The sequence below is a fragment of the Mycoplasma wenyonii genome (assembly GCF_003265155.1).
GTDB lineage: Bacteria > Bacillota_I > Bacilli_A > Mycoplasmatales > Mycoplasmoidaceae > Eperythrozoon_A > Eperythrozoon_A wenyonii_C.
In genome coordinates this window covers 72,434-98,780 of the sequence record NZ_QKVO01000002.1, presented here as the reverse complement: position 1 = coordinate 98,780, position 26,347 = coordinate 72,434, and the positions used below count along the sequence as shown (strand labels likewise).

Here is a 26,347-nt window from a genome sequence, read left to right as displayed (position 1 = left end):
ACACGGGGCATACAGGTGCAATCAGTTTAGGTTGTCCGCTTGAAGAAAACATAATTAATAAGGGATCTAGAGGAAAACGACTTTATGGTCTAGATACTCGAGCTAGTTCTGAGGGGAGATATGACAAAGTAAATGTCGGAAGAGAGTTGAACATTGGTGTTTCATTAAAGGGTTGTGACAGAAAAGAGGGAGATCGAATAGAATGTTCCCTAAACGTAGTAACTAATAATCCCTAAAAATTTAATAGATCTAAATATTTACTGAATTTTCTAGACAAAAATATTTATTAATTAAGGTATTTATCTCAGAATTTCCTCTGAGATACGTTTTTAAAAAATGATAGGAATATCTTCTATTTTGTGCTTTAATGCCAACAGTGGTTGTCCTGAAATTTAAAAACCACAATTTAAATCTGAAAATAATTTTTGAATTTAATTTACTTTCTCCAACAATCGCTCTACTGAAACAGCCGATAAGACCCCAACCCATAAATGAAATATAGAGATACCTAATCCAATAAGTGCAGAGATTAAATGTAGTGGAGATGTCTGGACTCAAGGGAGAAAAGGCAAGCAACATACTGATGAGACTCTTAGTTGAACATTGAATTTGGAAAATAACGACAAGGAGCAGTTAAAAAAAGGGCAGAAAGTCTCTAAAACAACGAAAATTTCTATTAAAAAAGATACTGGCGGAAAGGGATTATGACCCCTTACAGGAGGACAGGTTAATGAGAAATTAGATGTTATTGCTGATGTGACGAGAGCTAAAAAAGTAGTGATTATTCAAATGAGATGAATTCCAGGTGTGATTAGACGAGGGAGTGATTATTGATCTTATGGAAACACTGAACTTGGTGAATTAACTTGTGGTGAAGAGGGTTTAGTTACTAAGACGAGTGGAAGGTTAAGGGTATACAGTGAAACGATGAGGGGAGCTGGGCATGGAGAATGAAAAAAAGATAATAACGGATCCTTAAATCTTGAAGTGTCGCTCGAGAAGTGTAGAAAAACAGAAAAAGAGAAAATAGAATGTTCCCTAAACGTAGTAACAAAGATTAATTAAATAGTTAACAAGATACTTAGGGGGTGGCTTTCTAAGAAATTTTCTTAACTATTTCCTATTCTCTTAAAAGATATTTTGCTGACAGTCTATTAATAGATTTATAAAAAGGTTTATCTAAATTTTTGAGGACATAAAAATAAGCTATTTCTCTTTTAATACCTACCCATACTACCCTGAAATATAGAGATACCTAAACCAATAAGTGCAGAAATTAAATGTAGTGGGAATGATTATAAATGGGGAGAAATGAAGAAAGGGGCCGGAGATGTCTCGCTTGAATGAATTGCGGAGTTGAGTGATAAGAAGAATGACTTAATAAAGGGTCAGGGTGTTACTGTAGATACAAAAGTCTCACTTAAATGAAAAGGTCAAGACTGAAAATGATGGGACCCTATTAAGAACCACGGTCCTGGGAATCTGTGGGTTTCGACTAATAGAGGTGGTGGTCTTAGTCTTACTATTCGATATGATGTTGCTCGGGGAGGGTATATGGGGGAGTCTAGGGGTATGAGTATGAGTTGCAGGGATAGCGGGGCGACAGTACGTAAAGACTCAGGAGGTAATAGGATTTATAGTCTAAGTACTCGCGCTAGAACTGGACATATCTATGATCAAGTGGATACTGGACAGAAATTAGGGATTAATGTTTCCTTAAAAAGTTGTGAAGTTAAAGAAAAAGAAATTGAATGTTCCCTAAACATAGTAACAGGATCTGACTTAAATTGGAGTACCAAGGTTAAGCAAAAAGCAAATGTCACATTTTCTCTATAAAACACTAAAAATCAACTAGTTTTTTAAATTTCTTTTTTACTAAATATTTCTATTTTTTAGATCACAATCTCCCCATCAGTAAAGGATCATGTTTGTATATATAGAAAATTTCTCTAAGTTAATTTATTAGAGTTTCTGACCTCAAAGACTTAACAAAAGATAGAAAAATTAAAAGTATTAATTACAGTTTCTTGTCTTGCAACTAATTAGACAAGATAATGATTAAGAAACTTATTTTTATAGCTGGACTTACAGGCAGTACCTTCTCTTACTTCTTTTTAGTTAAGCCAACCAAAGATTTAATAGGGGCTAGTGACTTAAAAATAAGCTCTGAAACCAAAAAATTAAGTGAACTCTCCAGTGATTGTTATGTATTAGAAAAACTAAATGATTTGCAATGATTAGTTTGTTCTTCCTTCGAGAAAGAAAAACAACCTATTTTTTATCTTCAAGAAACTAATACCATTAACAAATTCATCTGAAAGATTAATAAAGTTAGCTTAGTTACAGAAAGAGATAAGTCTTATCACTTGAGATTTAATCTTGCAGGAAATCAAACACTTAATGTATTAGTTAAAGACCCTATTAAGTATTTTTGAATCAATAACTTAGATCCATTGAAAGACTGTAGTATTAATCTTTCTTCAAACAATCTATATTGTGAAAGAATTAGTAAATTAAATAAAGCTTTCACAATAATCAAATTGGATAAGTATCTATAAATCTAGTTTTCGAAATATAATAAGAGGGGTCATTTTTAAGAATTTCAAGTCAAAAATAATTAATTGGGAATACTACAAAAGTTTCTTTTTGGTTCAATAGCAATATGAACCCCTGTTGTTCCAGTTGCTTATGCTTTTTGACCTAAATCTTCTGGCGGACCAGATAATATACAAGTAACCATTGAGTCTATTGACTTTAACTCAGAATTAATTTCTAAAGGACAGATCCAATGACAAGGAGCCACTAAACCCAAAGATTGTTGAAGCTTAGAGAAATATAACAGTAATTCACTAAACGAATTTAGTGAATTAATTGTCTGTAAAGATAAAGATCAACCTTCAATACCAAATCTTTATTTCTACCAATTAAAAGATTCTGAAGCCACTCTAGTCCTTAATAAAAGTACCCAACAGGCTAAGAAAGTAATCAGCTTAAGTTTTAAGCAAAAACAATGAGAGCAACAAGTAGACCAATATTTAGAAATTAATCTAGTAGGAAATCAAAAAGAAAAGATGAAACCATCTATTATTTCCACTTGAGTTGATGCCCAAGACTTAAATCCATATAAAGAATGTAAATTAATAAAGACTATTGGAGAGAAAACCATAATGTCTTGTGAAGGAAAAAGAAATGAAAAACCTTTCTCTATGAACTTTTCTTTAACTTAGTTTTTTTGTAAAGGTAGATAAGTAAAAACAAGACCTTAACTAATAAAATTCATAGATAATTTAGTGGATTCCTGTGATTCCATTTAAGTTCTTTGCCCCAGCATTAGTTGGATTAACTGGAGTCGGATGGGTCATCTCCGGAGTTGTTCAAAAACCAGCCCCCAAAACAATTATGGATTTTGTAGAAATGGGAACAGGGGGTTGTATTAAAGGATTCAAGGTGGATAGAGTCGGAAATCAACCTAAGATATCTTGTACCACCGGGGGGGGCGATTCAGGCTGTTGCTCTGCAAGTGGATAAATAATATTTACTGATTAGTTTTCTAGTTTCCTTTGATCCCTTTTAAGATATTTGCACCAGCCTTAATTGGCGTGACTGGAATAGGATGAGTGATATCAGGAATAGTTCAAAGACCTCCTGAACTTACCATAAGAGACTTTGTTAATTTAAGTAGTGATGGTAAGTGCATTACTTCCTTTAAAAAAGATAGAGAAGGAAATGAACCCAAAATACATGGTTGTACTGGGGGGGGCGGAAATGGTGGTCAGTGCTGTACAGCTTCCTCTTTAGAAAAATAAGAAAATTAATTTAAGTACTTTTAGTTTTGATTCCTTTCAAGCTTTTTGCTCCAGCTTTAATTTCCTTAATAGGTATTGGTTGAGTAATTTCAGGTATTGTGCAACATCCAAGACCACTCACTCTTAAGGATGTGGTCGCTTGAGACGAATCTAAGAGTTGTTTTACTTCTTTTAAGACAGATATAACTGGCTTTACCCCTTTCTCATCTGGTTGTTCCGTTAGCGCGGGGGGGGCACTGGCAACAATTGTTGCGTTACTGCACCTCTAACCTAATTAGGAAGTTTTTATGATCCCCTTTAAGATATTTGCTCCTGTGTTAATTGGTGTAACAGGACTGGGGTGAGTTATTTCAGGGATAGTTCAGAGACCAGCCCCTAAGACTATCAAAGATTTTGTAAAAATGAGTAGCGATGGTCGTTGCATTACAGAATTTATAAAAGACAGAGATGGAGTGGCCCCCACAATTAATTGTCAAAATGGTGGCGGAAGTAATAGTTGCTGTAGTGCAGGAAAATAAGACCTTAATTAGTTAATACAAGCAAGTAAATCAGTCTTTCTGGATTCATTAAGGTTATAGTCTCACCCATCTTACTTGCCTCCGCAGTTACTCCTTTAGTTCTAATAACTAATAATGCAAAAACTAATAAGACTTCGCCCTTAGTAAAAACTAGTATTAGCCTCTCTGAATTACAAGAAGATAAGAGTTGTAAAGCTTTTTGAAACCAAGAACAAGAGAATAAAAGACTATATGTTTGTAGAAATAAAGAAGATTCTTCAAAACCTATTTTCTATTTCTATGAATACACCGGAACAGATACAAATCATTCAGAAGATTCAGTAAGTATAGAAAGGGTTTCAGGATTAAGGTATCAAGATACAAACATTCACCCACAACTATCCATTAGGTTGATGAATGGATTTCAAGATAGCTTATCTAGCTATCCCCACTGAATAACTAACTGAAAAAACAGTTATTTAGAGGTAGAAGAAGACTGTACTCTACATCCTTCAACTCTCTCCAATAACACAATTACTTATGCTTACTGTAAGACAAAAGATAAAACAGAACCTATACAAATTAATTTGTAAACACAAATACTCAATAGTAAATTTCACACTTATTAGATAATTAAATGGCTTGAGAGCATAAGATGTTCCGTTCTTTTTCAAAGATTCATTTAGAACTTCCTAGGGTAGGTGGCTGACCTTTTATCAAAGATCCAATACATGGAGAAATAACCTTTGAGGGCCCTTCCTTTTGACTGTATGCCCTCTTAAATACAGTTGAGTTTCAACGATTAGGAGAGATCAGTCAATTAGGGCTACTTAAAGAGAACTTCCCCGGAGCGACACACACAAGACTCTCCCACTCTTTAGGAGTCTATGCCCTAACCTCCAAATTCATTAATCATTTCCTATCTCTAGGAGACTTGAATCTCACTGAAGATCAACTAGAGATTGATTTATGTTTAAGTGTTGCTTTGCTACATGACATTGGACATGGTCCCTTCTCACACTTTTTCGAAAAATTCCTACCTGAATTCTCTCATGAATACATGACTAGACAACTTATTTTGAATAAAAACTCTAAGTTATATGAGCTATTAGCTGAGAGATCTAGGGTCTATGGAAAAGAAGACAATTTCTTTCCTGAAGAGATTGTCAAGATTCTCTCAAAGAAAAGTGGAAGAGAGTGAATAGAAGAGTTAATAGCCTCAAAGATAGATGTTGACAGACTTGACTATCTATTGAGAGATAAGTACTTTTGTGGGAGCTTTACTCTTTCTATTGACACCAACCTAATTATTAAGTGAACTAGATTACTGAGGTTGCAGGGAAAAAGAAAACTTTGTTTTCTTGAAAAGACTAACTATCAAAGATGTTCTTTGCTTTTATCTAGAGACTATATGCATAAAGAGATTTATGGGAACTTATCTGCCTGTTCTTATCAAGTTATGCTATTAGCCATTCTTAGAGAATTAAAGAAGATCTTTAATAGTAGATTCAGAGGCAATAGTTTCTATGATCTATTCCTTCCTCTTTTCTTTGAAGAGCCAGTTAATTGAAAGATCTCTGAATTTATGAAATTAAGTGATTACAGCTTGTTAGCAAGAATAAATGAACTATTTTTAGAGCTAGAAAAGAATAGTGATGGGGCAGAGCAACTTTATTCTTTACTCTTACTATTTAAGGGTTATTCAGGAGAAAGTCAACATGTCTTATTAAGAATGAAGACAGAAGAGTTAGAGAGCTTCAATAAATTCACTAAAAAAGGAAGTAGTGAGTTAGATAAAGAAATTGTCATTATTACTGAGATATTCTCATTAATTGCTGAAATAGATGAAATCAATAGAACTCAAACTCTTGACTACTTGGATTGGGAATCCAAAGAATTTAAGACATTGGAGTTAGTATTACCTGCTGTTAACAACAAAACTACTCATTTTGTGTTAATTACTAAACAGCTAAATAAACAATGAATAAAATTTAGAGTTAAAAGTGATAAGACTATAGGGTAACTCTAGCTGTTTGGCAAAACACAGTATTAGAGATTTAATGGATATTGCTTATGAAGCTGCAAAAGAACATTTTGGAAGACTAAGCTTTAACTTCGCTGCATTATGAGCAAAGACTTGAACAAGAGCTAAAGCATTTAAGAAAGATAGTATAGAGAACTGAATAGGAGCCTTTTATACTGAGTTACTAATTGATCCTAGATTTGTTTATGTTGGAACTCACAAGTGAAGACTTAGAGAATTTATGGATTATGGAGAATATTTAAGAGAAGTAGGTAAGAGAGCTCAAGATGTACAGTTTAGTGATCCAGATGCCTCAGAAGGAGAAGGTAAAGATGCTAAGACAGAAGTAAAGAAGAGAGGAAGGGGTAAAAAGAGTGTTACTGCGGAGCCTTCAACAGCTGAAACTTTAACTACAGAAACAGAAGTTGAAACACAAGAATCTTCTTCAGAAGAACAACCAGAATCAGAAGAAGTAAATTTAGATGAAGAAATGGAAAGTAGTACTCCCGCTAGAACTCAAGAATCAGAAGAAGACGAAGATAGTTACGACTAAAAAAGATAAATTGGTGCTCTTACCCAGAGTCGAACTGGGACGATATTCAATATCAGTAGCTCTTGAGGCTACCGTGTCTGCCAATTCCACCATAAGAGCCTATATTTAGATTAACTTATTTATCTCTTAAGAAAGCTTTCTTGAAATCCTAAAAACTATTAAGTCTCCTAAGAACTACTTACTAAATGAAGATATTCAAGGTGACTCTTTTAGACTTGTTGAAGGAGAAGGGGCTTCAAGGGTTGTTAGTAGAGAAGAAATGTTTTCTATTGCTAAACAAAGACAACTAGACCTATTATTAGTCAACAATAAGACTAATCCACCAGTAGTTAAGTTACTTAACTTCAGTGAATTTCAGAGAGAACAATCCAAACAAGCTTATCAATCTTCTAAAAAAGAAAAGGGAAAAGTTTCAATTAAACAAAAATCCATTACCTTGAAGTTAAAGATAGATGAGCATGATCTTCAATGAAAAGTCAAGAAGACCAAGGAATGACTTGGTTCAGGAGAAAAAGTGCAACTAATTATTAGAACTCCCTATGAGATCTCTGAAACTAAAGCAATAATTGCCAATAACCTCTTTAAAAGATTTAGTGAGTTAGTGAAAGAAGAAGGAAGATCTTTAGAGCCCTTAAAGTCTATTAGCCCATCTCAATATACTTGTGTATTCCATCCACACTCAGATATAAAGAAATAGTTATTTAGAAGATCCCTTCCCATTAAAGAGATCATCAATATTTTTCCCTGTACAGGATGCCTCTCCCTTATCATTTCAAGTTTGTGGTGTAAGCTTGAACTTCTCTTTTAAGCCCTCAGATCCTCCAAGAATTTTGATAATCAATTGTTTTAGTTCTGAATTCTCTCCAGCCTTCTCCGTATTAAATAGCAAATTAAGTTCTTTCTTTAGCTTAGGTGAGTCTGCTTTAGAGTTCCCATTCAACTTTTTCTGTTCATAACCAGAAAACAGATCTTTATTTAGTTCAATGAAAGAGTGTGGAAAGAAAATAATTGAATCTGCATAAGCTTCTCTACTAAATCTCTCATAAGCTAGAAAGTTATTCTCAGGCAGTTCCCTAACAATGATTCCCAGTTCCTTTAATTGTTCTTGAGTAATTACTGTTTTGTTTAAGTTAGAACGCTCATGTCCCCCTTCCCTCAAAAACAAAACGAAATCTTTACAGCCATTCTCTCTCTTAAATAACTTAGCAAGTAAGTCATTTTGTGTTTGTGATTGACCATTTGAATTTAAGGTTGAACACTTTGTCCCCTTTTTATGTACTAAATAAATAGGATCTTCTGCAAGCTTTGCTTCTTTGGGGACGGAATTCTCTTTCGTAGACAAAGAAGTTAAAGCTAAATCTGAGCTTTTGTTATTTAAGGCTTCTTTTCCTCCCGCAGAACCTGTAGGTAAAACATTGAGTTCTGTGTTTAATTTATGGTCTTTAGTTAAAAGAAGTATTGGCTCATAAAGAGAACCACTTCCCTCTATATCCATCACCTTTAATCCTTTATCTTGAAAACTAAGCAAGGTAAAGATGGTTGCGGGAGGGGCAATAAAAAGCCCCAAAAACCCTATTAACTTGGCCTTCAAATAGCCTTTATATTATTACAATCAAGTTAGTTTTTAGTAATGGCTAATAAGGAATTAATAGCCAAATTAAGAAAGGAGACACTAGCCCCCTTTGCATCTTGTATTAAAGCATTAGAGGAAGCAAAAGATGATTTCGAAGAAGCAAAAAAACTTATATTCAAGCAAAGCATTTTAAAGACTAAATCTAGAAGCACAGATGACTCTCTACCAGAAGGAAGATTATTGACAGTAGGACCTGAAGACTTATCTTTTGCAGCAATAGTTCATTTAAGAGCTCAGACAGATTTCGTTACTAACTCTCAATCTTTTGTTGGTCTTCAAAAAGAAATAGGAGAAACATTACTACAGGATTACGAACAAAAAAAAGAATTTCATGCCTCAATAATAAACTCATCAGCATTACTAGCCCTTAAGTCTGAAAAAGACAATCTTACTGTCGAAGAAAAGATCTCCTCTGTTTCTTCTATTACAAAGGAAGAAATTAAGTTAGGAGAGTGTTGAGTTTCAGAGAAAAATACTAATTGTTTCACTATTTCTTACACCCACTACAATGCAAAACTTGCTGCTTTATTAACTCTTAGACTAGGCTCTAAAAAACTTTCTGATTTCGATGAACAAGACAAAAAAGAACTAAGACACTTGATTGTTCATTATGCAGGCACAGAGTCTCTTTTCTTAACTAAAGAAGATGTATCTAAAGAGTGAATAGAGAGAGAATCAGAGGTAATCAAAGAAAACATGTTAAAGAAAAATCCTGAACTCAAGAATGTAGATCAAATAGTAGAGAAACAAATTCCTAAAAGAAGTGCAGAAGTGACTTTCTCTGAACAATCTTTCATACTTAACTCCTCAATTAAGATATCTGCTATTCTAGAGAAGTTTGAACTCACACCCGTCTGAGCTAAAAAGATAGTTCTTTAGTTAAGCCCCCTCTTTCCCCTGCTGGGGGAGAGTGAGAGAAATTAGTTAGAAAAGGGTAGTTGGGACTCAGAAGTTAGTCTTCAATGTCCTTCCAAAAATCCTTGCTCAATAACTACTATCTCATCTAAGTATTCTCTAATTTGTTCTATATCGTGATGAATCATGATGATTGTTACTTTCTTATTTTCTTGAAGGAACTTTAGATAGTCTAGTACCATTATTCGACTCTTAATATCTAGGAAATTTAATGGCTCATCCAGAACGATAATCTTTGTGCCCTGAGCAATAGATCTAGCAATTATTGCTTTTTGTCTATTTCCTCCAGATAAAGAGTGAAGAGACTTGCCAGATTCTTTCTCTAGCCCTAATTCCTTGATTATTGTGTAGATTCTTTTTGCTTTTTCCTCTTTAGAGATCTTTGAAGTTATTAGTCCTTCACTAGGAGAAAACCCTATTGCAATGAAGTCAAATAGAGAGATATCTTGATACATAATTGAATGTTGCGGTATATATGCAACATTTCTAGCAAAAGACTTTACGGAGATATCTTGTAAGTTTTTCCCTATTCAAAATACTTGACCCTCATAACTAGACAGTAAGCTCACAATTATCTTGGCTATAGTGCTTTTTCCGGAACCATTTCTTCCAACCACAGCTATAAATTTTTGAGACATCAAGCTCAAGTTAATAGATCTAATTAGTTTTTCTTTCTCCTGACCAGAAAGATATTTAGCTCACTGTCTAGATAATTGTTCCCTTTTAGAGAAAAATTTGTAGAGTTGAAAGACTATTGAAGAGAGAGATTTGTAGGAAAATGAGAGATTTGAGATCACTAATAGCTTTTTAGAACTAGAAAGAGAGAGTTCAGGAAAAGAAGATTTCAAAAAAGAAGTCTTGAAGCTAGACAATAATTTGTTCTTATCCAAAGAGTCCCAAGACTTAACTGGTAGAGAGCAAACAGCATATTTCATTAAGACTAGCCCCACAGGGCTTAAGAGTCCTTCAAGCCAGTAACAGAACTTAAATCACTTATTGACATTTATGTAAGAAAGATAAATCTTTGAAAGAAATGACAGTTTAAGGCAAAAGAGTAACCCAATAACCACTAAAAAGAAGATCTTTCATCTTTCAATAAAGCCAAAAGAAGTGAGAGAAAGCCCACTTAGGTAATTAAGTAATAACCAAATTAGGAAAAGTCCAATTATTGCTCAATGTGAGATAGTTGCTAACCTAAGACTTAACTTAAATGGAAGGCCTTTTCAGCTATTCCAGAGAAGAGAAAAGTAGAGTTTAATAGCCAAGTAAGGAAGCATTTAAGATTCTCTTTCATTTTTGATCAGAGAGTTTTAGGTCATAAAGCTTATTTAGGAAATCAGGTTTAAGAACTTGTGTAGTTCCTGAGATTTTTTGCAATACTCCATTTTTGATGGCAATTATCTTGGAGGATAGTTGAGCTATTTCTGCAAAGTTATGTAGATTAGCTACCACAATCTTCTTAGAATTCTTTAACTCTTTAAAGAAAGAGATCAAAAACATTCTATTTTCAATATCTAGATGGGTTGTGGGCTCATCTAAAAGAATGATCTCTGCATCTTTGACCATAATACTTGCCAAGATAACTTTTTGTCTTTGACCTCCAGAAAGCTCACCCATCCTAGAATATCTGAAACTCTCCAATCCACATTTCTTAATTGCTTCCAATACTTTTAAATGATCTTCCGGAGTAGCTTTTTGAGTTCTAGGGAGAAAGATATACCTGGAATAAAGTAAGAAGTCATATACCGGTGTATCTGGTTGGATCTCTAACTCTTGAGGAATATAGACAATCTTTTTCCAGAGTGATTTTTTAGGAATTGATAAGAGATTTGTTCCTCCTATTTCAACCTTTCCAGAGCTAGATTTAAGAATCCCTCCAATATTCTTTAATAGAGTGGTTTTTCCCGCCCCATTAGGCCCGATAATAGCATAGAATTCATTTCTCTGTAACGCTAAATTAATCCCTTTTAGAATCTTGTAATCATCTTGGGAAAAACATACATCAGACAAAACAATCGCTGACTTATTACCCGAATAATCTAGTAATTGATAATCATTATCTTTTCTAGTTCTTTTAGGTATTCAAGCTTTCTTTCCAGACTTGTTTTTCAGGTAATTTAGATATACCCAACCCAAAAGATTAGTGAATAAGTAGTAGAGTATTCACTTAATCTTCTCTGCTCTTTTGAGCTTTCAATCCAGAGAGATTAAAGCTATTGAGACAATTAGGGAAAGTAAAAATATTGCTTCAATAACTAAGACAATGACTCCTAGTTCAACTCAATTACTAAAGGAAAAGAATTTTGTTTTAAATGGATAAAAGCTAGTGGAAATAGATTGAGTTTGATTCTGGTCACTTGGCGGAGACACCTTTTCATGGTTAGCTATCAAAGTTTCTCAACTTAAGTCTTTAAGGAAGGAATTCAAAAGATTTTTGAGTCTAGGTAGATAAGAGGTTGAAGAGACTGTCATAGCCCCTGAATCAGTGTCTACTTGTTTTAAGCCCGAATCTGAACCTATTTGAATTTGGTCAATAAGTTGTCTTAAATATGAGATACTTCCAGAAGAGTAGATTAGATTCCAAGCATTAAAGTTTGGGCCTTGAGTTACTTGATTATTCTCTTTGACAAATGTATCTTGCTTAAGCTCTTGAAAGCAAGAAGTAATTTGTTTGTTAATAACCCCTAAACCAATTCCAAAGCATGCACAACTAAGAGCACAAATAGAGAGAGCCAAGTATCTCATTAGAGATTCTTATTTTTAAGTAATAAGAATAGAAAGATAGGGGTAATTATTGCTGTTGAGAAGATTCCAATAGGGATATTCTGGGCCAAGTTAACAGAGAAGAAGGTAGCTAAAACAACTAATAATGCTCCAACAATAAAACTAGCTATTACATTTGATGAGGCTTTATTTCCAAACAAAAATTTAGAAATATGTGGAGCAATTATTCCCAATAGAGAAATAGTTCCTACTAATGCACTCTCAATCCCCGCCAACAATGCGATTGCACCAAACAAAATCAGTCTCAATTTCTTTACTTTGATTCCCTGAGAAATTGCATAATCCTCTCCAATCTCCATTAACTCCAAATCTCTTCTGAATACCCAAATAGCTATTGCAATAACTGCAATTAACAGGAAAGAAACTATGGTTGTAATTCTTCATTCAGGAAATAAAGAAACAGTAGCAATATCAGGTAACTTTCCATAGCTGTAGTTAGAGATTTCAACAAATATTTGTCTAGAGCTGTCTTGATCATTAGAGATGAAATTTAAGATAGTGACACTGATTGCCTCACAAAGGAATTGAAATGCAATTCCAGAGATTACAAGAGATTGAGTTGATTTCTTCTTTTTAGTTAAGAGATAAACAATTGTGGTACCAAGCAGAGATGCCAGTAAAGAAATTATTGGCAATACAGCCTTTAAGAATGGAAGGGAAGCTTTCTCTCCGTCAAAGTTCAGAAAGATAAAAACACTTATGGCAATAATATTTAGGGATCCAATACCTAACAGAGAAATATCTGCTAAAGGATTCTTGGTTAGTTTTTGAAGCATTAATCCCGCAACTCCTAAAGCCCCTCCACTGAATATGGCTAAGAAATACTGCCATAATCTAGGATTTAGAGCTTTATAGGAGAAGTCATACTCTCAATTGAAAGTGAATAAAGCAAAAAAAGAAGAAGATAGTAGAACTAGAGCTAAACAAATTCACTTAGAAGGCTCATTTTGTGCTCTAATTTGCAGAGAGCTAGCTCTGCTCAATTAGGCTGAGAAACTAGAAAAGTAGTTGTTGTTCATTACTTTTTGTTTAGGAATAGAAGGGAAACAGCACCCAAAGCAACAATTAGATTAGAGCTAGAGATATAGGTTAGATAGGAGTTAATTGTTATTGCTGTGAGCAATAAACAAATAGAAATAATTGCAGAAACAGGAAGGATGTTTTCATATTTTCTGGTCTTTAAAAGTTTTCTCGCTATATGAGTGCTGATTAGTCCTAAAAAAGCTATATTTCCAACTAAGTTAATCGTTAGAGTATTGCAACACAAGATAATCAGATAGCCAAAGAATTGCAATAGCTTTACATTTACTCCCAGAGAATGAGCTTGATCAAATCCCAGTTCTGCAAGATTTAGGTTTTTAGAAAGTAATCTAGTAACTAGTAATAGGACTATTACTATTGGAAAAGCAATTTGAATCAATGGGAATTGAAAAGGAAATAATTCATAGATATTCTCTGCACCACCAATAGCTAAAGCAAAGGAAGTCTTTAGCGAAACCTCACTGTATTCTTTTATTAAGTGAATGGCTGTTCTAAAAAAGATATTCAACATTAATCCAAAAAGAATTAACATAGTGCATAGATTTTGTCTCTCTCACGTAGCCCTTCTGTTAAATAGGAAGAGAATTAAAGAAAAAACAATAAAGGAAAAGAAGAAGGAAACAACAAAGTGAGCTCAGTAGTAACTTCCAATACTAGAACCTAAAAAAGCTTTAAGAACAATTAATCCTAAAGCGGCACCATCCATCATTCCTAAGGTTGAGCTGTCTGCTAGAGGATTTTGCAGAAGAGATTGAGAGATATTTCCAGAGATGGCCAAGAGAGTCGCAGCCATCAAAGAAGCCAAAATAATTCAGGTAATTCTTTGATATGGTAGGAAGTTGATCCCCTTTACCTCCTGACCCTTTTGTGCCGGGGCTCTGAAACCAAATAATGGAGAGAGAATTTGCTCTAGATCCCACCCTTCTATCTTTCTATAAAGATTCAGTCCTATTAAGAAAAGAGAAACAAGAGAAAGAGAAACAAGTAAGAACTTTTTATTGGATAGAAGAGAGTTTCAGTTGAATCTTTTGAAGTTAGAGTCTGGGGAGGAATTGAAATTATGTATGTAGCTAGCAGGCCTGTAATAGGCCTGCAAAAAGCTAGACATATCTCTTGATGTTCTTGATCAGCTCTTCGAATCTAGTATTGGGAGTTCAGTTAAGAAAAACTATTTTGTCTGCCCCTAAAGCATTGCAGGTAAAAGAAGTAACTTGTTTGAATTCATCGCTCCCAGACTCTGTTAGACTAACTCCCAATAAAACCAATATCTTTGAGTGAAATATTTTTCTAGAGACAAGACTACATCAATCTAAGACATTTTTAAGAAAGCCTGAAAAGTTGTAGTTGTATTGGGGAAATACTAGTATGATGGCGTCATGCTCCCTAATCTTTTCAACCAAGAAAGTTATGGTTGGGGGAAATTCCTTCTTTGCAGTTAAATCATTGTTTAATAGTGGAATATTCTCAGAAACATTGAGATAGATAGCTCAAATAGAAAGCTCTCTAGAAAGTTGCTCAGCTAAAGTAACACTTCTAGACTTTTTACTATTACTTCCGCAAATAATTAATTTCTTTAGCAAGGTCCCAAAAAACTAAGAAAAGTGATTAATGGCATTAGCTACAGCTATCCCCTTTTTATTAGTAGTATGTAGATTAATTAAGTTAGGGTCATAGTTAAAGGTTGTGTGCTTAGGAGAAAAATCAACTGCGACTCCAAACCCACACTTCTCAATCATTAATAAATCATTGTGTTCATTTCCAATTGCACAACATTGACTTAATTGTCAATTTTCTATTTCGTTAATTTTTTGAATAGCAAAGAATTTATTAACTTTCTTATCTATAACTTCCAGTAGTCAGTCACCATGAATAGAGACATAAAACTCAGAAAATTTAGATTCAATGAGTACCCTTAGTTTTGCAGAGTTTTTATGAAAGGTAAAGAGAATTACTTTTTGAATATTCTCTCAACCATTTTTGTAATTTTCCGGAGTGTTGATTTTTAAGGTTGCATTGTATTTTTTAGTGAATTTCTTAGCAATTATTCTTGAGATTCAGTTATCTTCTGTGAACACTTGATTTTCACTATCAACTACCAAAAAGACTACACAAAAATGTCTTCTTAGAAAACTTAGTAATTTAAGTAATTGGGTAGTTTGAAAAACTTGTGAGTAAATCACTTGTTCATTTCTATTGTCAAAGAGTAACCCTCCATTTAAGCAAATAAGATAAGGAATCTTGTAACCCCCCAATCTATCTTCCAGTCAACTAGAAATAGACTTAGCCCTTACTAGATTTCTTCCAGTAGCCAAAATAAATTGGTTATTGGTGTTCTCTAGAAAAGCGCTCAAAGTAGATAGAGTGTATGTATGTACTTTTTTTCAAGAATATTTCTTAGGAGATAATAGAGTTCCATCTAAGTCTGAATAAATCACTTTTATTTCTGGCCCCATAGTTATCTTCAAAGTCAAGATCTAGTTATAGTTAGGTAAGTTAACTAACTTGTTTTAACTATTTTTCTGCAAATCCTAGCTCTTTGTTAAAGATCTCAGTTAATTCAGTCAAACTTCTTTCTATAGAGTCATTTAAAACTTTATATTGAAAATTGGGAAGTTCTTGCATTTCTTGCTTTCCTTTCTCTAACCTATCTTTGATTTCCTGTTCTTTTTCTGTTTCCCTAGCTTCTAATCTAGTTTTTAAGTTATCCATAGAAGGAGGATAGATAAAGATAGATACAAAACTACTTAGTTTTTTTCTGAGTTGATTGAAACCATCAGTCTCAATCTCTAGGATAATGTTTTTTCCTGCCTCTATTAACTTCTCTAGAGATTTTCAGAGAGTTCCATAGTATTGCCCAAAAAAGTGAGCATATTCTAGAAAGCTTTCTCTCTTGATTAAGTCTTCAAATCTAGGTTTAGAAATAAAGTAATAGTCTTTTCCATTCTCTTCTCCTTCTCTTGGAGTTCTAGTGGTGTAAGAGATATTGACAGCTAAATTAAATTTCTCAATCTTTACTAGTTCCGATAATAGTGTTTTTTTTCCCACTCCACTTGGACCGCAAACAATAAAAATTTTGTTCTTATACCTCAATTAATTAGTAAACATTAAGAGAATAAGGGGCATTTTAATTTTTATATTTAATTTAAAAAATTAAATCTTTTCTCTTGTCTGGATTAAGAAAAACCCTTCAATTACCACAAACAAGCTTTCCTATGAAAGCCAATTTGGTCGAGAATCAATCTAAGTATGCTCAGTTTTGAGCCCAAGAAAGAATTTATGAGAAAAGACTTCAGAAAAACCTTCATAAATCTTTGTTTTTAGTTATTGATGGCCCTCCATATGCTAATGGCGCAATCCATATGGGTCACGCACTGAACAAGATTCTTAAAGACTTTGTAATTAGATGAAAGAATATCTCAGGATCTCGGAGCCCTTTTTTGCCTGGGTGAGATGTTCATGGCTTACCAATAGAACACAAAGTAGAGACAGAAACCAAGGGATTTAAAAGCTTACCCCCCAAAGAGAAAAGAGAAAAAGCCTTTAATTATGCTAAATCCCAACTAGATCTTCAACTCAATCAATTAAAGAATCTTCAACTCTTTCATCCTTTAGATTCATACTATTTCACAGCTGACCCAGAGTTTATTAAAAGAGAGTATTCACTTCTTGAGAGTCTCTGAGAAAAAGGCTTAATTATTAGAGAATATAAGCCAGTTGCTTGGTCTTACTCCTCTCAAACAGCTTTAGCTGAGTCAGAGATTGAATATACAGAAGAAGAATGTGAAAGTATCTATTTTTCTTGAGAGATAGTTGAGTCCAATAACTCTAAATTATTAGGAACAAGAATAATACTGTGAACAACAACTCCTTATAGCCTAGAGAGCAATTTAGCAATTGCTTTACATCCAGAACTTAAGTATTGTTTAGCTAAAGGGGCCAATGACAAGAACTATATTGCTTCTGAGAGTTTCTTTTTAAGGGAAAAAGCTTTCGATATTATTGAAGAGCTCTCAACAGAAGAATTATTGAACTGCAAATACCTCAATAACTTAACAGGAGAAATTAATTCTGTTCTTTCATCCAGCTTTGTATTGGAGAGCAAGGGAAGTGGGTTTGTACATTTGGCACCAGGGCTAGGACCAGAAGACTATTTGGCTTGCAAAAAGAACGATATTCCTATTTATTGCTCGATTGACCATAGAGGATTTTTTGTGAATGAAGTTAAGTTTCCCGCTCTTTCAGGAAAGTTCTATCAAGAAGCCTCTCAAATAGTCATTAATTTTCTTGAAGAAGCTGATTCCCTTGTAAGGATTGAAAAGATTAAACACAAGGTCGGAAAGGACTGAAGAACCAAGAAACCTACTCTTTATAGAGCTACAGAACAATGATTCTTGAATTTAAAGGGATTAAGAGACAAGTTAAATAAAGCTTTTTCACAAACAACTTTTTCTAATCCAGATTGATTGTTTGGGAAGCTCAAGGAAACTGTACTTTCTAGAGAAGAATGATGTATCTCTAGACAGAGAGCTTGAGGACTTCCAATCCCAATTATTTTTAGGAATGGAAAGGAGTTTGGAGGATTAACTCAATTAAGAAGAAATATTTCTATTCTTCTCACAGAGGGAGTTGAAAGTTGATATACAAAGCCAATTTCTTATTTCATAGGAGAGCAAGAAAATTTAGAGGAATTTAGTAAATCTTTTGATGTTTTGGATGTGTGATTTGACTCTGGCTCTGTATTTAAGAAAGATGAAGAAATAATAAAACAACCAGAAAGTTCAATAGTTTACCTAGAAGGAGGAGATCAACTCAGAGGTTGATTTAACTCTTCTTCTATTCTCTCAGTAGCTAGCAATAATCAACTTCCATTCACTCATTTAGTTTCTCATGGGTTTATTCTTGATGCCTCTAAAGAAAAGATGTCTAAATCCAAAGGGAATGTAATAGACCCAGTAGAGTTGACTCAAAAGTTTGGCTCAGATATCTTTAGACTCTGAATAGCAAGTGTTAACTACTCTAAAGACATTAGCTTTAGTGAAGAGAAGTTATTAGCTTCGCAACAAGACTATAGAAGAATAAGAAATATTCTATTTAGGTTTTCTCTAGGAATTATTGGAAACAATTCTTGAAAAGACATTAAGTTACAAGATTATGACTGGCATTTCCCAGAAAATGAATACATATACTCTTTCTTCTTAAAACTGCTAAGTAATTCAGAGCTTGAATTTAATCTCTTCAATTTTCATAAAGTTATTAGTCAATTCAAGGAATTTTTAGAGCTTTATTCTAGCTGATATTTAGAGCTAGTAAAACCAGCTTTATATTCCAGAAGTTCTAAAGATCCATATAGACAAGAGGTAATCAAAGTTATCTCCATAGTTTTTAAGTATTCTTTGTTAATCCTTTCAGTATTTATTCCTCAAACCACAGAAGAGGTTTATCAATTCCTTGATTTTCCTGAAAAACAAGAATCAATTCAATTAGAAGATTGAGACTCTATTGATTATCAAAAGTTAATTAAGAGATTAGAAAATAGAGGTCAAAAAGAAAAGTTAACACATTTTTTTAATTTAAGAGACAAAATTCTTAGTCAATTAGATTCTCAAATGGGGCACAAGTCTTCTGGAGAGAAAATCCAGTTTCTTAGAGAGCAAAAGTTAAGTCTTCCTTCATCAGAGCTCAAATACTTTAGTACAAAAGATTTAACTAGGTTATTGATGGTTGCGGAAGTGGCGGAGTCTACAAATTCAGAACTATTTTTTGAATCAACAGAGAAACACAAATGTCAAAGATGCCTGTATTTTTGCTTCAAAGAGGAATTAGGAAATGAGAGCTTTGAAGCCTCAGAGTATCTACTTTGTGTCTCCTGCCGTCTCGCTCTTAAGGAATATAGGGAAAATAATGAAAGAAATGGTCAGATAGCTAGTTAGCAGGACTCAACTTCAAAACACATTTCATCTAGGATAGTTGAAGTTCAAGATGTAATTACCTTTTTTGTTCTTATAAAAAGCAATTAAGAAGATTACATTTAAAGCCACAGCAAGACCTAATCAACCAATTAGAGAAGCCTGTAAATTAGAGTTAGTTACTAATTCAGACAAAAATCATCCTACTTTTATAGATTGGGTTAAAGAGGGCAAGAAGAGATTAAATAGGGCGGAACCAAAAATACCAGCACTAGCTAAGCCAAAATGCCTCGACTTAAACAAAAAGAAGAATGAAGAGAATTCAGGAAAAGAAGTTACTAGACTCAATATTGTTCCTAGCCCTATATTTCTTGGAATGCGAAATGTTTTTTCAAACATAGTCACAATATTGAAGTTGAGAAAAGATAAGCCTGAAAAACAGATAAAAATAAATCCAAATATGCCTAAGAATTTAAAGTTACTAAGTTGATCAAATATGTTTGAATAACTCTTAAAGTCTTCTTTATCTTTCCTAGAGAAGACTAGGTAACAAGCTCAAATAACCAAGAATAAAAAAGGAAGAAAGCTAACGGAACCAATTCCTATTTTTTGAGAAAAACTAGGAAAAGAGACAGCAATTAAGAGAAGAACTAACTCAGCAGTAAATAGAAATCACAAGAAAGTTTTGTTTTGAAAAGTAGAGGTAATAAATCCTCTGTATTCTGATTGAGCAAATTTCTTTTTCTTAGTTAGGTGATATAAAACAATTCCTAATCCAGAAAGGAAGATTATTTGAATTAAACTAGCTCCTGTTAAGTTGTAGAAGGAATCAATAGAGTATTTGTATTTTTGACTACTTTCTCTGTCATAAAACCCAGCAGTAATAGCATTAATAACTTCAGGGAACGAAGTCCCTGTAGCTAATAAACTAGAACCTACAAATTTTTCAGATAGATTGAATCTATTAAGTACACCTTTGATAGATTCAGAGAATAGGAAAGATAGAGTAAGTACTCCTGCACCAGTTACTAAAAAGAAGAATAGTAATATGAAGGGGTCTTCTTTGAGAGAAGTTGACAGGTTACGTTATTATGGCGGGGGTGGCAGGACTCGAACCCACAACACGCAGTTTTGAAGACTGCTGTTCTGCCAATTGAACTACACCCCCAAATAAATAGGGAGGACCACTAACTAAATTTAAATGCTAAATACAATGGCGGAATAGAGAGGATTCAAACCTCCGCATAGAGAAAGACTCTATCTAACAGCTCTCCAAGCTGCCCTCTTAAATCACTTGAGTACTATTCCAAGAACCCACTATTTTATATTATCTAGCTGTTTAACTTCCTTCTTTCCCCTTCACCATTTATATATGGTTAGCATTCTTGATTTTCCTAATTTACCGCAGTCAGAACAACTAGAAAAACCAAACTTAATTAAATAGCTATCTAATAGAAACAAGAGAGACCAAAACTCTCTCTTTTTATTTAATAGAGTTGAGGCAATAAGTTTATGTCCCCCTCCCCCCAGTTGAGTAGCTATTTTGTCTATTGGAAGTCTCTTAGATCTAATAGAACACTTTCATTTTTTTAGGAACTCATCCTCAATAAAGATAACTCAGATCTCTATTCCTGCAATGTTTTCAAGATTAGATATTGCAGAGACATATTCTCGAATTTCATATTTCCTTAGTAGTTTGGCACTAACTATTGAAAAGGCAAGACCATTAGGAGTTACCTTTATATTTCTAACTACTTCTTGGTCAAAAAGCTTTTGATTAAAGCTGTTTTCAACAATTAGTTCATTAATAGCTTTTCTATTGATGCCTTTTCCTAAAAGCTTTCAGAGTAGGTAATAAGTTGAAGGGGTTACATGAGCTCTTAAATGATTACTGTCAGTGATGATTCCTGAGTAAAGATATTGTGCCATTTGAGTAGTAAAGGCATAACCATAGTTGGTTTCAAAGTAAAGAAGTAACTCCACTAGTATCTCAGAAGTAGAGGAATAAAGATGATTAATGAATTCCAATTGAGCAAAGGAATTGATCTTGGGATGGTGGTCCATAATGATTAATTCTTGACAGAAAACATGTTGTTGGGTCAGTATTCTCTCTTCATTAGGAGTGTCTAAGACTATTCCTAAACCAGTCTTTAATTCTTCTGTTGTTAGCTCTGTTTTTATCTTTTCTTCTAATAAGTCAAATAGTTTTTCTTCCTTATCAGTTAGGGAGTCAGGATCAATTCAAGCAATAACTTCTTTTGTCGGGAAATTAAGACTAATCCACTGATAGAGAGTAAAGACAGAGGCATAAGCATCAAAGTCTGGTTTTAAATGTAAAAACAGAGAGATAGTTTGGTATTGTTGAATCTTTTGGAGAAAGATTTCTCCAAAATCCTCTAATGCTTTATTATTACTCTTTTCTTCTATTAATTGAGAGATAAGTTAAAGAGAAGGAAAACCAAATCTAATTCAGTTTAAATCCTGAGGAGTTAGTGGGGGACTAATCCCTCTAACAATATATTTTTGGTATCATTCCTTTGCATAGTCAATGACTCTTTGAAAAGCATTTAAATTAATTTTCATTTCATCAATTATTATCATCTGTGGTTCCTCTTTTGCTCATTGTTCTTTGGCTTTAGGTTCAAAACTTTCAGGTTTTAAGTAGTGGTTTTTATTTAAGAAAGCTATACAGAAATAACCTTTTTCTATCTTTCTAAGGTAAAGATATAGAGCTAATTGAAACTGGTACTCTTCAGGTATCTTTAATTCTTTGGACTCCAGAGAGAATCATTTGTGTAGATTTCCCTTTAACTCTTTAATTATTGGCTTGCCAAAACTATCTCTGACCAGTTTTAGTTCATTGTCTTCAAAGGTATAGCAATATTTGTCCAAAGGAGTGGTCTTAATTTCAATAATGGATTGGACTGAGTTACCAGAGAACTCTTCTCCATCTGGAATACCACCAAATATTTCTGTATCTTGAAAGATGTCATATCCTACTTCTTTGCTGTTATAGGAGGTAAAGTTTTTATTTAGTTCTTTTTCAGCGTATTTAAGTAAGGTTTTTTCAATAACTACTCCAGCCTCCGCAAAGAAAGGTTCAATCTCAATCTCTACAAAACCTAACATCTCGCATCAACACTGAAAAGGAGACTTATATTTATTTCTACCTATTACTGCAGCCATTCTAGAGCCAGTAATTTTTCTTCTATATTTAACAGACTTTTGTCTTCCCAATTTAGTTAGGAATATTTGATTATTGGCAAAATAAAAGTCTTCAGGATAGGAATAGTTCTTAAATTTCAAGTCTAAGAAGCTTTATAGGTAATCAAGTTAATTACTTTTCCTAGGACAATCACATACTTTTCTAATTTATTTTCCCTTAAGACTTGAGAGTATTCTGGAAGAGAACTGAAATGGTTAAAGATCTCTTGTTCAGATTTCAAGGAAGATGGTAACTTAACCATTAATTTGTGTTTTCCATTTAGTTGAATGGAGTAATTAAGAGTTTCTTCAGAGAAAGATTCTGAAGAGATAGTTGGTCAATTGGAGTTGAAAAGAGAATTGGGTTGTCCCAAAATCTCTCTTCAAATTTCCTCTGCAATCCCTGGAGCCACCAAACTCACCATTTGAAGCAAGCAAGAATGTTCTAGTCAATTTTTTTCTCGGACTCTTTGAAGATATTTCAAGAAAACCATTAATTCAGAGACTAATACATTGAATTTGAAAGCTTGAATGTTGTATTCAATCTTAGATAGGAATTGAAATAGTTCTTTGGTTGGTTTAGATTCTTTTGACTGGAAAGCCTCTTTGAATTCTAGGAAGTATTTATAAAGCTTTTCGATTCATTGTTGGAAGACAGGAAGCTGTCTGCTATCTCAATATTGAGTTAATTCCAGAGGGCCAAGGAATGCAACACTAAGTCTAATGACATCTCCACCATATTCTTGTAAAAGGGAAGAGATAGAGACATAGTTGTTTTTGGATTTAGACATTTTCTTTCCATTTTCTCCCAGAATCATTCCCTGATTCTTAAGAGTGTAAAAAGGTTCAGCCCCAAGATCAGTCTTCAAGCCTAAAACTGAGTAAAGAACTTTGTATCAGAATCTAGCATAAAGTAGATGCATAGTTGCGTGTTCTTGACCACCAATATAGAGATCTACTGGCATTCATCTTTCTATTTTTTTCTTAGCTTCCTGACTATCTAGGGGGAGATAGCCCTCTTTTTGCTTAATTAGATAGGCAAGATAGTATCAGGAAGAAGCGGCTCAATTGGGCATTGTGTTTGCATCCCTTCTAAATCCTTCTTTTTCATAGAGTCAGTCATCATAGTACTCTAAAGGGGTTGTTTTTCCTGAGGATTTTTGAGTTATTGGCTTATATTCTGGTAGCTTTAGAGGCAGTTGCTCTTCTATGTAGAAATTGTTGGATGAGTCATAGTAGATGGGAATGGGTTCCCCTCAATATCTTTGTCTAGAGAAAACTCAATCTTGTAGTCTGAATTTCTTAACTTTAGGGAGAAGCTTTCAGTTTAAAAAGGAAGGAATTCTTTTATCTCCAATTAAGTCTTCATAAATAGGTTCTAGTTGGGAATTATTAGAAAGTTTCTTAGTTGTGAATTTAAATGGAAGTTTTTGAATAGTGTAAGTGTCGTTGTAATAGAAGAGGATCTCTTCTTCTTTTGGCTCTTGTCTTAACTCCAGAAGACTATAGATCTCTGACTCTTTGTCTATTAAAAAGCCAGAAATAGCTTTTAGTTTGTCTAGTTCAGATTCATAGTGATAGAAAACTTTATCTTTGATCTTTAGTTCAATTTGATAAACTTCTTGCTCTCCTATTCACTCAGACTGAATAGCTTTGATTTTTTCTGGCCATTGTAGACTATCTAGAGTTCTATTGAGTTCTTCTGCGTAGGCAGTAATCTTTAAGACCCATTGAGTTAATTTCTTTTTCTGAACTAGGTGATCCCCTCTTTCAGAGTAAAATTGCCCATCTGGCCCTTGATAAATTTCTTCATTAGCTAAAACAGTTTGTAGTTCATCAACTCAGTTAACTTCTCTTTTTTCAAGACTTGCTAAGCCTTGTTTATATAGTTGAATGAAAATTCACTGAGTGATTTTGTAGTACTCTGGATCTGTACTGTTAATTTCTAAATCAGGATCATAGCTAAAGAAGAGGGAGTTCAATTCTCTTCTGAAGTTGTTGATATTCTGTTGAGTGAATTGTTGTGGAGGTTTCTTATTTAGATTTGCAAATTGTTCTGCTGGCAGCCCGAAAGCATCTCAACCAATTGGATGAAGGACAGAAAATCCCTTCATTTTCTTGTATCTAGCAATAATGTCTGTGGCAAGATAACCCTTAACATGTCCAATATGCAATCCCGCCCCAGAAGGGTAGGGAAACATGTCCAATATATAGTATTTAGGTTTGGATAAATCATCTTTGAAGGAATAGGTCTTTTCTTTTTTTCACTTTTCTATTCATTTTTTCTCTATCTCTTTAAAAAATTTTTTTTTGTCTAAAGGAGAGAAGGAGGAGAAATCCAAATCCTTAGGTCTAGTAATGAGTATTAAAGAAGATTAAGAAAAAGGCTTTTGAGATGACATTGAGCAACTACCATGAGAGTTCTTAGGGAAGGCAATTACTTCTCTGATACTTTGCAATCCCAATAATTCTTTTACTAGTCTCTCTCAGCCCATCGCAATTCCTAAGTGAGGGGGGACACCAAACTCTAGGGCTTGAAGGAATCAACCAAACTCTTTATTAATTAATTCATCTGAGTAACCAAGTAGCTTAAATATTTCTCTCTGTAATTGAGAATCTGTGATTCTCATAGAGCCAGAGGCAATTTCAGCCCCATTTAGAACTAAGTCATAACCAGTAGATTTTCAATCCAAGATGTTTTCTGAAGTCTTAAGTGGTAAGGTAAAGGGATGATGAGTAGTAGCTAATTCTCCTTCCTTGTTCTTTTCAAAATAATTTCAATCAGTTATTCAGACAAATTTATAAGGTTTACTGTCTTTTGGCTGAACAAGCCCTAATCTAAAGAGCTCATCTCTTAAAGCCCCTAAAGTGTATAGAGATTTCTTATCTAGTTGGTCAGTACTTTTTCTATAAAACACATAAGTATTTGATTTAAATTCCAAAGACTTTATGAAATCATCAATTAATTCATCTAAATCTCCTATTCATTCGTTATCTCCGTCACTGTATATACATTTATATTTCTTTCCCAAGAGAGATAAGAGTTGGGATTGTTCAAGTTTTACCCCACGGAGCACTATATAATGATAAGCTTCTTGAGCGGGCCCCCGAGACTCTCAGTATTGAATAACTAAGGGATTTCGTAAGTCAGGTTTATCTGTTCCATATTTTTGAAAAGCTTCTTGAAAACTCATTCTGGGAAAATCTTGTCTCTCCAATTTAACTCCTAATAATTTATCAATAAGTAGTAACAATAAGTCTTCAATTATCTCAAATAGTTTTTGAGGCGAGGAAAAAGATAGCTCAATATCTAATTGAGTGAATTCATATTGTCTATCTTCTCTTAGCTTTTCGGCTCTGAAATTTCTTGAGAACTGGAAGTAAGATTCAAAGCCAGCAATCATTAACAGCTGTTTATAAAGCTGAGGTGATTGGGCCAAGGTAAAGCTTTCTTTGACTTGATCATCAATCAAGGTAGAGAAGGTATTTGCCCCCTCTTTAGTAGGGAAGGAGAGTATAGGAGTGTTGATTTCTGCGAAGCCCAAAGAACTCAAATATTCAGAGGCTAATAGTTTAGCTTTAGAGTAAAAAAGCAGATTTTGTTGTAGAGGCTTTCTCCTTAAGTCAAGGTATCTGTAACGCATTCTGTATTTTTCCTCACTGACTTGTTCTTCATTTAGGTCAATTGGGATTGGTTTAGCTTTAGATAGTAGATCTAAGTTTTCTCCTTCCAGCTCTAATAAGTTCTTTTCCTCTAAGAACTTGAGAGTACCTTGAATGAGAACTACACTTTCTCGAGTTACTAAACTAGGCTCCAGTTTATCTAAAGAAAAATTCACTGAGATTGAACCACTACAGTCTCTAACTACTAATATAGTTAAGTTCTTAAATTTCTTGATTCTCTCAATAAAGCCAGCAATTACAACTTTCTGTGAGTGTAGTTTTTTAGTTAGTTGAGAGATTAAAACCCTTTGAGAAAACACCT

Annotated in this window: 28 protein-coding genes and 3 tRNA genes; 15 read left to right on the top strand and 16 right to left on the bottom strand. The window is 33.7% G+C overall.

What is annotated here, in order from left to right; genetic code table 4:
• From DNK47_RS03435 to rpoE, 12 genes are all read left to right on the top strand, one after another.
• Positions 1-236: hypothetical protein (locus DNK47_RS03435; protein WP_181454141.1), on the top strand; the 236-nt coding region annotated here is incomplete at its 5' end.
• A 373-nt stretch (positions 237-609) separates the two neighbouring features.
• Complete coding sequence (locus DNK47_RS01255; protein WP_220084651.1) at positions 610-1,065, top strand: hypothetical protein; 456 nt, start codon at positions 610-612, stop codon at positions 1,063-1,065.
• Between the two features lie 246 nt (positions 1,066-1,311).
• Positions 1,312-1,836, top strand: a complete 525-nt coding sequence (locus DNK47_RS01250) for a hypothetical protein (RefSeq protein WP_112665209.1) — start codon at positions 1,312-1,314, stop codon at positions 1,834-1,836.
• A gap of 218 nt (positions 1,837-2,054) precedes the next feature.
• Positions 2,055-2,558 (top strand): hypothetical protein, encoded by a 504-nt coding sequence (locus DNK47_RS01245; RefSeq protein ID WP_112665207.1) that lies wholly within the window; start codon positions 2,055-2,057, stop codon positions 2,556-2,558.
• Positions 2,559-2,621: 63 nt separating this feature from the next.
• Positions 2,622-3,227, top strand: a complete 606-nt coding sequence (locus tag DNK47_RS01240; RefSeq protein WP_112665205.1) for a hypothetical protein — start codon at positions 2,622-2,624, stop codon at positions 3,225-3,227.
• A gap of 73 nt (positions 3,228-3,300) precedes the next feature.
• Positions 3,301-3,528 (top strand): hypothetical protein, encoded by a 228-nt coding sequence (locus DNK47_RS01235; RefSeq protein WP_112665203.1) that lies wholly within the window; start codon positions 3,301-3,303, stop codon positions 3,526-3,528.
• Positions 3,529-3,560: 32 nt separating this feature from the next.
• Positions 3,561-3,806, top strand: a complete 246-nt coding sequence (locus DNK47_RS01230; protein WP_112665201.1) for a hypothetical protein — start codon at positions 3,561-3,563, stop codon at positions 3,804-3,806.
• Between the two features lie 26 nt (positions 3,807-3,832).
• On the top strand, positions 3,833-4,075 hold the full coding sequence (locus DNK47_RS01225) for a hypothetical protein (RefSeq protein WP_112665199.1): 243 nt from the start codon (positions 3,833-3,835) through the stop codon (positions 4,073-4,075).
• An 18-nt stretch (positions 4,076-4,093) separates the two neighbouring features.
• Positions 4,094-4,324, top strand: coding sequence for a hypothetical protein (locus DNK47_RS01220; protein WP_112665197.1), 231 nt, complete (start codon positions 4,094-4,096; stop codon positions 4,322-4,324).
• A 392-nt stretch (positions 4,325-4,716) separates the two neighbouring features.
• Positions 4,717-4,896 carry a hypothetical protein gene (locus DNK47_RS01215; RefSeq protein ID WP_112665195.1) on the top strand — a complete coding sequence of 60 codons (180 nt, stop codon included), beginning with the start codon at positions 4,717-4,719 and terminating at the stop codon, positions 4,894-4,896.
• A gap of 44 nt (positions 4,897-4,940) precedes the next feature.
• A complete protein-coding gene (locus DNK47_RS01210; RefSeq protein ID WP_258393890.1) occupies positions 4,941-6,326 on the top strand; it encodes an HD domain-containing protein in 1,386 nt (461 codons plus the stop codon).
• Positions 6,327-6,336: 10 nt separating this feature from the next.
• A complete protein-coding gene (gene rpoE, locus DNK47_RS01205; RefSeq protein WP_181454140.1) occupies positions 6,337-6,879 on the top strand; it encodes a DNA-directed RNA polymerase subunit delta in 543 nt (180 codons plus the stop codon).
• An 11-nt stretch (positions 6,880-6,890) separates the two neighbouring features.
• On the opposite strand, the gene DNK47_RS01200 is transcribed toward rpoE, so the two are convergent.
• A tRNA-Leu gene (locus DNK47_RS01200) sits at positions 6,891-6,978 on the bottom strand.
• 46 nt (positions 6,979-7,024) lie between these two features.
• On the opposite strand from DNK47_RS01200, the gene infC reads away from it, so the two are divergent.
• Positions 7,025-7,576, top strand: a complete 552-nt coding sequence (infC, locus tag DNK47_RS01195; RefSeq protein WP_309250884.1) for a translation initiation factor IF-3 — start codon at positions 7,025-7,027, stop codon at positions 7,574-7,576.
• On the opposite strand, the gene DNK47_RS01190 is transcribed toward infC, so the two are convergent.
• Positions 7,577-8,470 (bottom strand): hypothetical protein, encoded by an 894-nt coding sequence (locus DNK47_RS01190; RefSeq protein WP_112665191.1) that lies wholly within the window; start codon positions 8,468-8,470, stop codon positions 7,577-7,579.
• Between the two features lie 39 nt (positions 8,471-8,509).
• Between DNK47_RS01190 and tsf the strand changes: the two genes are divergently transcribed.
• Positions 8,510-9,391 carry a translation elongation factor Ts gene (tsf, locus tag DNK47_RS01185; protein ID WP_112665189.1) on the top strand — a complete coding sequence of 294 codons (882 nt, stop codon included), beginning with the start codon at positions 8,510-8,512 and terminating at the stop codon, positions 9,389-9,391.
• Positions 9,392-9,432: 41 nt separating this feature from the next.
• Here tsf and DNK47_RS01180 read toward each other — a convergent pair whose 3' ends face one another.
• From DNK47_RS01180 to gmk, 7 genes are read right to left on the bottom strand one after another with little or no spacing between them, the layout of a single operon-like run.
• Entirely contained in the window at positions 9,433-10,704 is a 1,272-nt protein-coding gene (locus tag DNK47_RS01180; protein WP_112665187.1) for an ABC transporter ATP-binding protein, read from the bottom strand.
• Entirely contained in the window at positions 10,682-12,172 is a 1,491-nt protein-coding gene (locus tag DNK47_RS01175; protein ID WP_112665185.1) for an ABC transporter ATP-binding protein, read from the bottom strand. Before DNK47_RS01175 ends, DNK47_RS01180 begins: the two co-directional genes overlap by 23 nt.
• Positions 12,172-13,194 carry an iron ABC transporter permease gene (locus DNK47_RS01170; protein WP_112665183.1) on the bottom strand — a complete coding sequence of 341 codons (1,023 nt, stop codon included), beginning with the start codon at positions 13,192-13,194 and terminating at the stop codon, positions 12,172-12,174. The genes DNK47_RS01175 and DNK47_RS01170 overlap by 1 nt, the downstream gene beginning before the upstream one ends.
• Positions 13,195-13,229: 35 nt before the next feature.
• Positions 13,230-14,360 carry an iron chelate uptake ABC transporter family permease subunit gene (locus DNK47_RS01165; RefSeq protein WP_112665181.1) on the bottom strand — a complete coding sequence of 377 codons (1,131 nt, stop codon included), beginning with the start codon at positions 14,358-14,360 and terminating at the stop codon, positions 13,230-13,232.
• Positions 14,353-14,832 (bottom strand): NAD(P)H-dependent oxidoreductase, encoded by a 480-nt coding sequence (locus DNK47_RS01160; protein ID WP_112665179.1) that lies wholly within the window; start codon positions 14,830-14,832, stop codon positions 14,353-14,355. Before DNK47_RS01160 ends, DNK47_RS01165 begins: the two co-directional genes overlap by 8 nt.
• Before the next feature lie 12 nt (positions 14,833-14,844).
• Positions 14,845-15,717: an HAD-IIB family hydrolase gene (locus tag DNK47_RS01155; protein ID WP_258393889.1), complete on the bottom strand. Its 873-nt coding sequence runs from the start codon at positions 15,715-15,717 to the stop codon at positions 14,845-14,847.
• Between the two features lie 46 nt (positions 15,718-15,763).
• Positions 15,764-16,342 (bottom strand): guanylate kinase, encoded by a 579-nt coding sequence (gene gmk, locus DNK47_RS01150; RefSeq protein WP_112665177.1) that lies wholly within the window; start codon positions 16,340-16,342, stop codon positions 15,764-15,766.
• A gap of 74 nt (positions 16,343-16,416) precedes the next feature.
• On the opposite strand from gmk, the gene ileS reads away from it, so the two are divergent.
• The gene (ileS, locus tag DNK47_RS01145) at positions 16,417-19,182 is read left to right on the top strand and encodes an isoleucine--tRNA ligase (RefSeq protein WP_258393888.1); all 2,766 of its coding nucleotides are present in this window, start codon (positions 16,417-16,419) and stop codon (positions 19,180-19,182) included.
• Here ileS and DNK47_RS03640 read toward each other — a convergent pair.
• The 7 genes from DNK47_RS03640 to DNK47_RS01115 form a co-directional block, all read right to left on the bottom strand.
• Positions 19,105-20,205, bottom strand: a complete 1,101-nt coding sequence (locus DNK47_RS03640; protein ID WP_376764430.1) for a sodium:proton exchanger — start codon at positions 20,203-20,205, stop codon at positions 19,105-19,107. The genes ileS and DNK47_RS03640 overlap by 78 nt on opposite strands.
• A gap of 45 nt (positions 20,206-20,250) precedes the next feature.
• Positions 20,251-20,326 (bottom strand) — tRNA-Trp (locus tag DNK47_RS01135).
• Positions 20,327-20,372: 46 nt separating this feature from the next.
• Positions 20,373-20,466, bottom strand: a tRNA-Ser gene (locus DNK47_RS03430).
• Between the two features lie 9 nt (positions 20,467-20,475).
• The gene (locus DNK47_RS01130; protein ID WP_258393892.1) at positions 20,476-21,489 is read right to left on the bottom strand and encodes a DHH family phosphoesterase; all 1,014 of its coding nucleotides are present in this window, start codon (positions 21,487-21,489) and stop codon (positions 20,476-20,478) included.
• Positions 21,490-21,600: 111 nt separating this feature from the next.
• Complete coding sequence (locus DNK47_RS01125; RefSeq protein ID WP_112665171.1) at positions 21,601-22,464, bottom strand: MPN551 family DNA-binding protein; 864 nt, start codon at positions 22,462-22,464, stop codon at positions 21,601-21,603.
• A gap of 2 nt (positions 22,465-22,466) precedes the next feature.
• Positions 22,467-24,563, bottom strand: a complete 2,097-nt coding sequence (locus tag DNK47_RS01120) for a class I tRNA ligase family protein (RefSeq protein ID WP_220084652.1) — start codon at positions 24,561-24,563, stop codon at positions 22,467-22,469.
• A gap of 174 nt (positions 24,564-24,737) precedes the next feature.
• A complete protein-coding gene (locus tag DNK47_RS01115) occupies positions 24,738-26,345 on the bottom strand; it encodes an amino acid--tRNA ligase-related protein (protein WP_112665167.1) in 1,608 nt (535 codons plus the stop codon).
• Between the last annotated feature and the right edge of the window lie 2 nt (positions 26,346-26,347).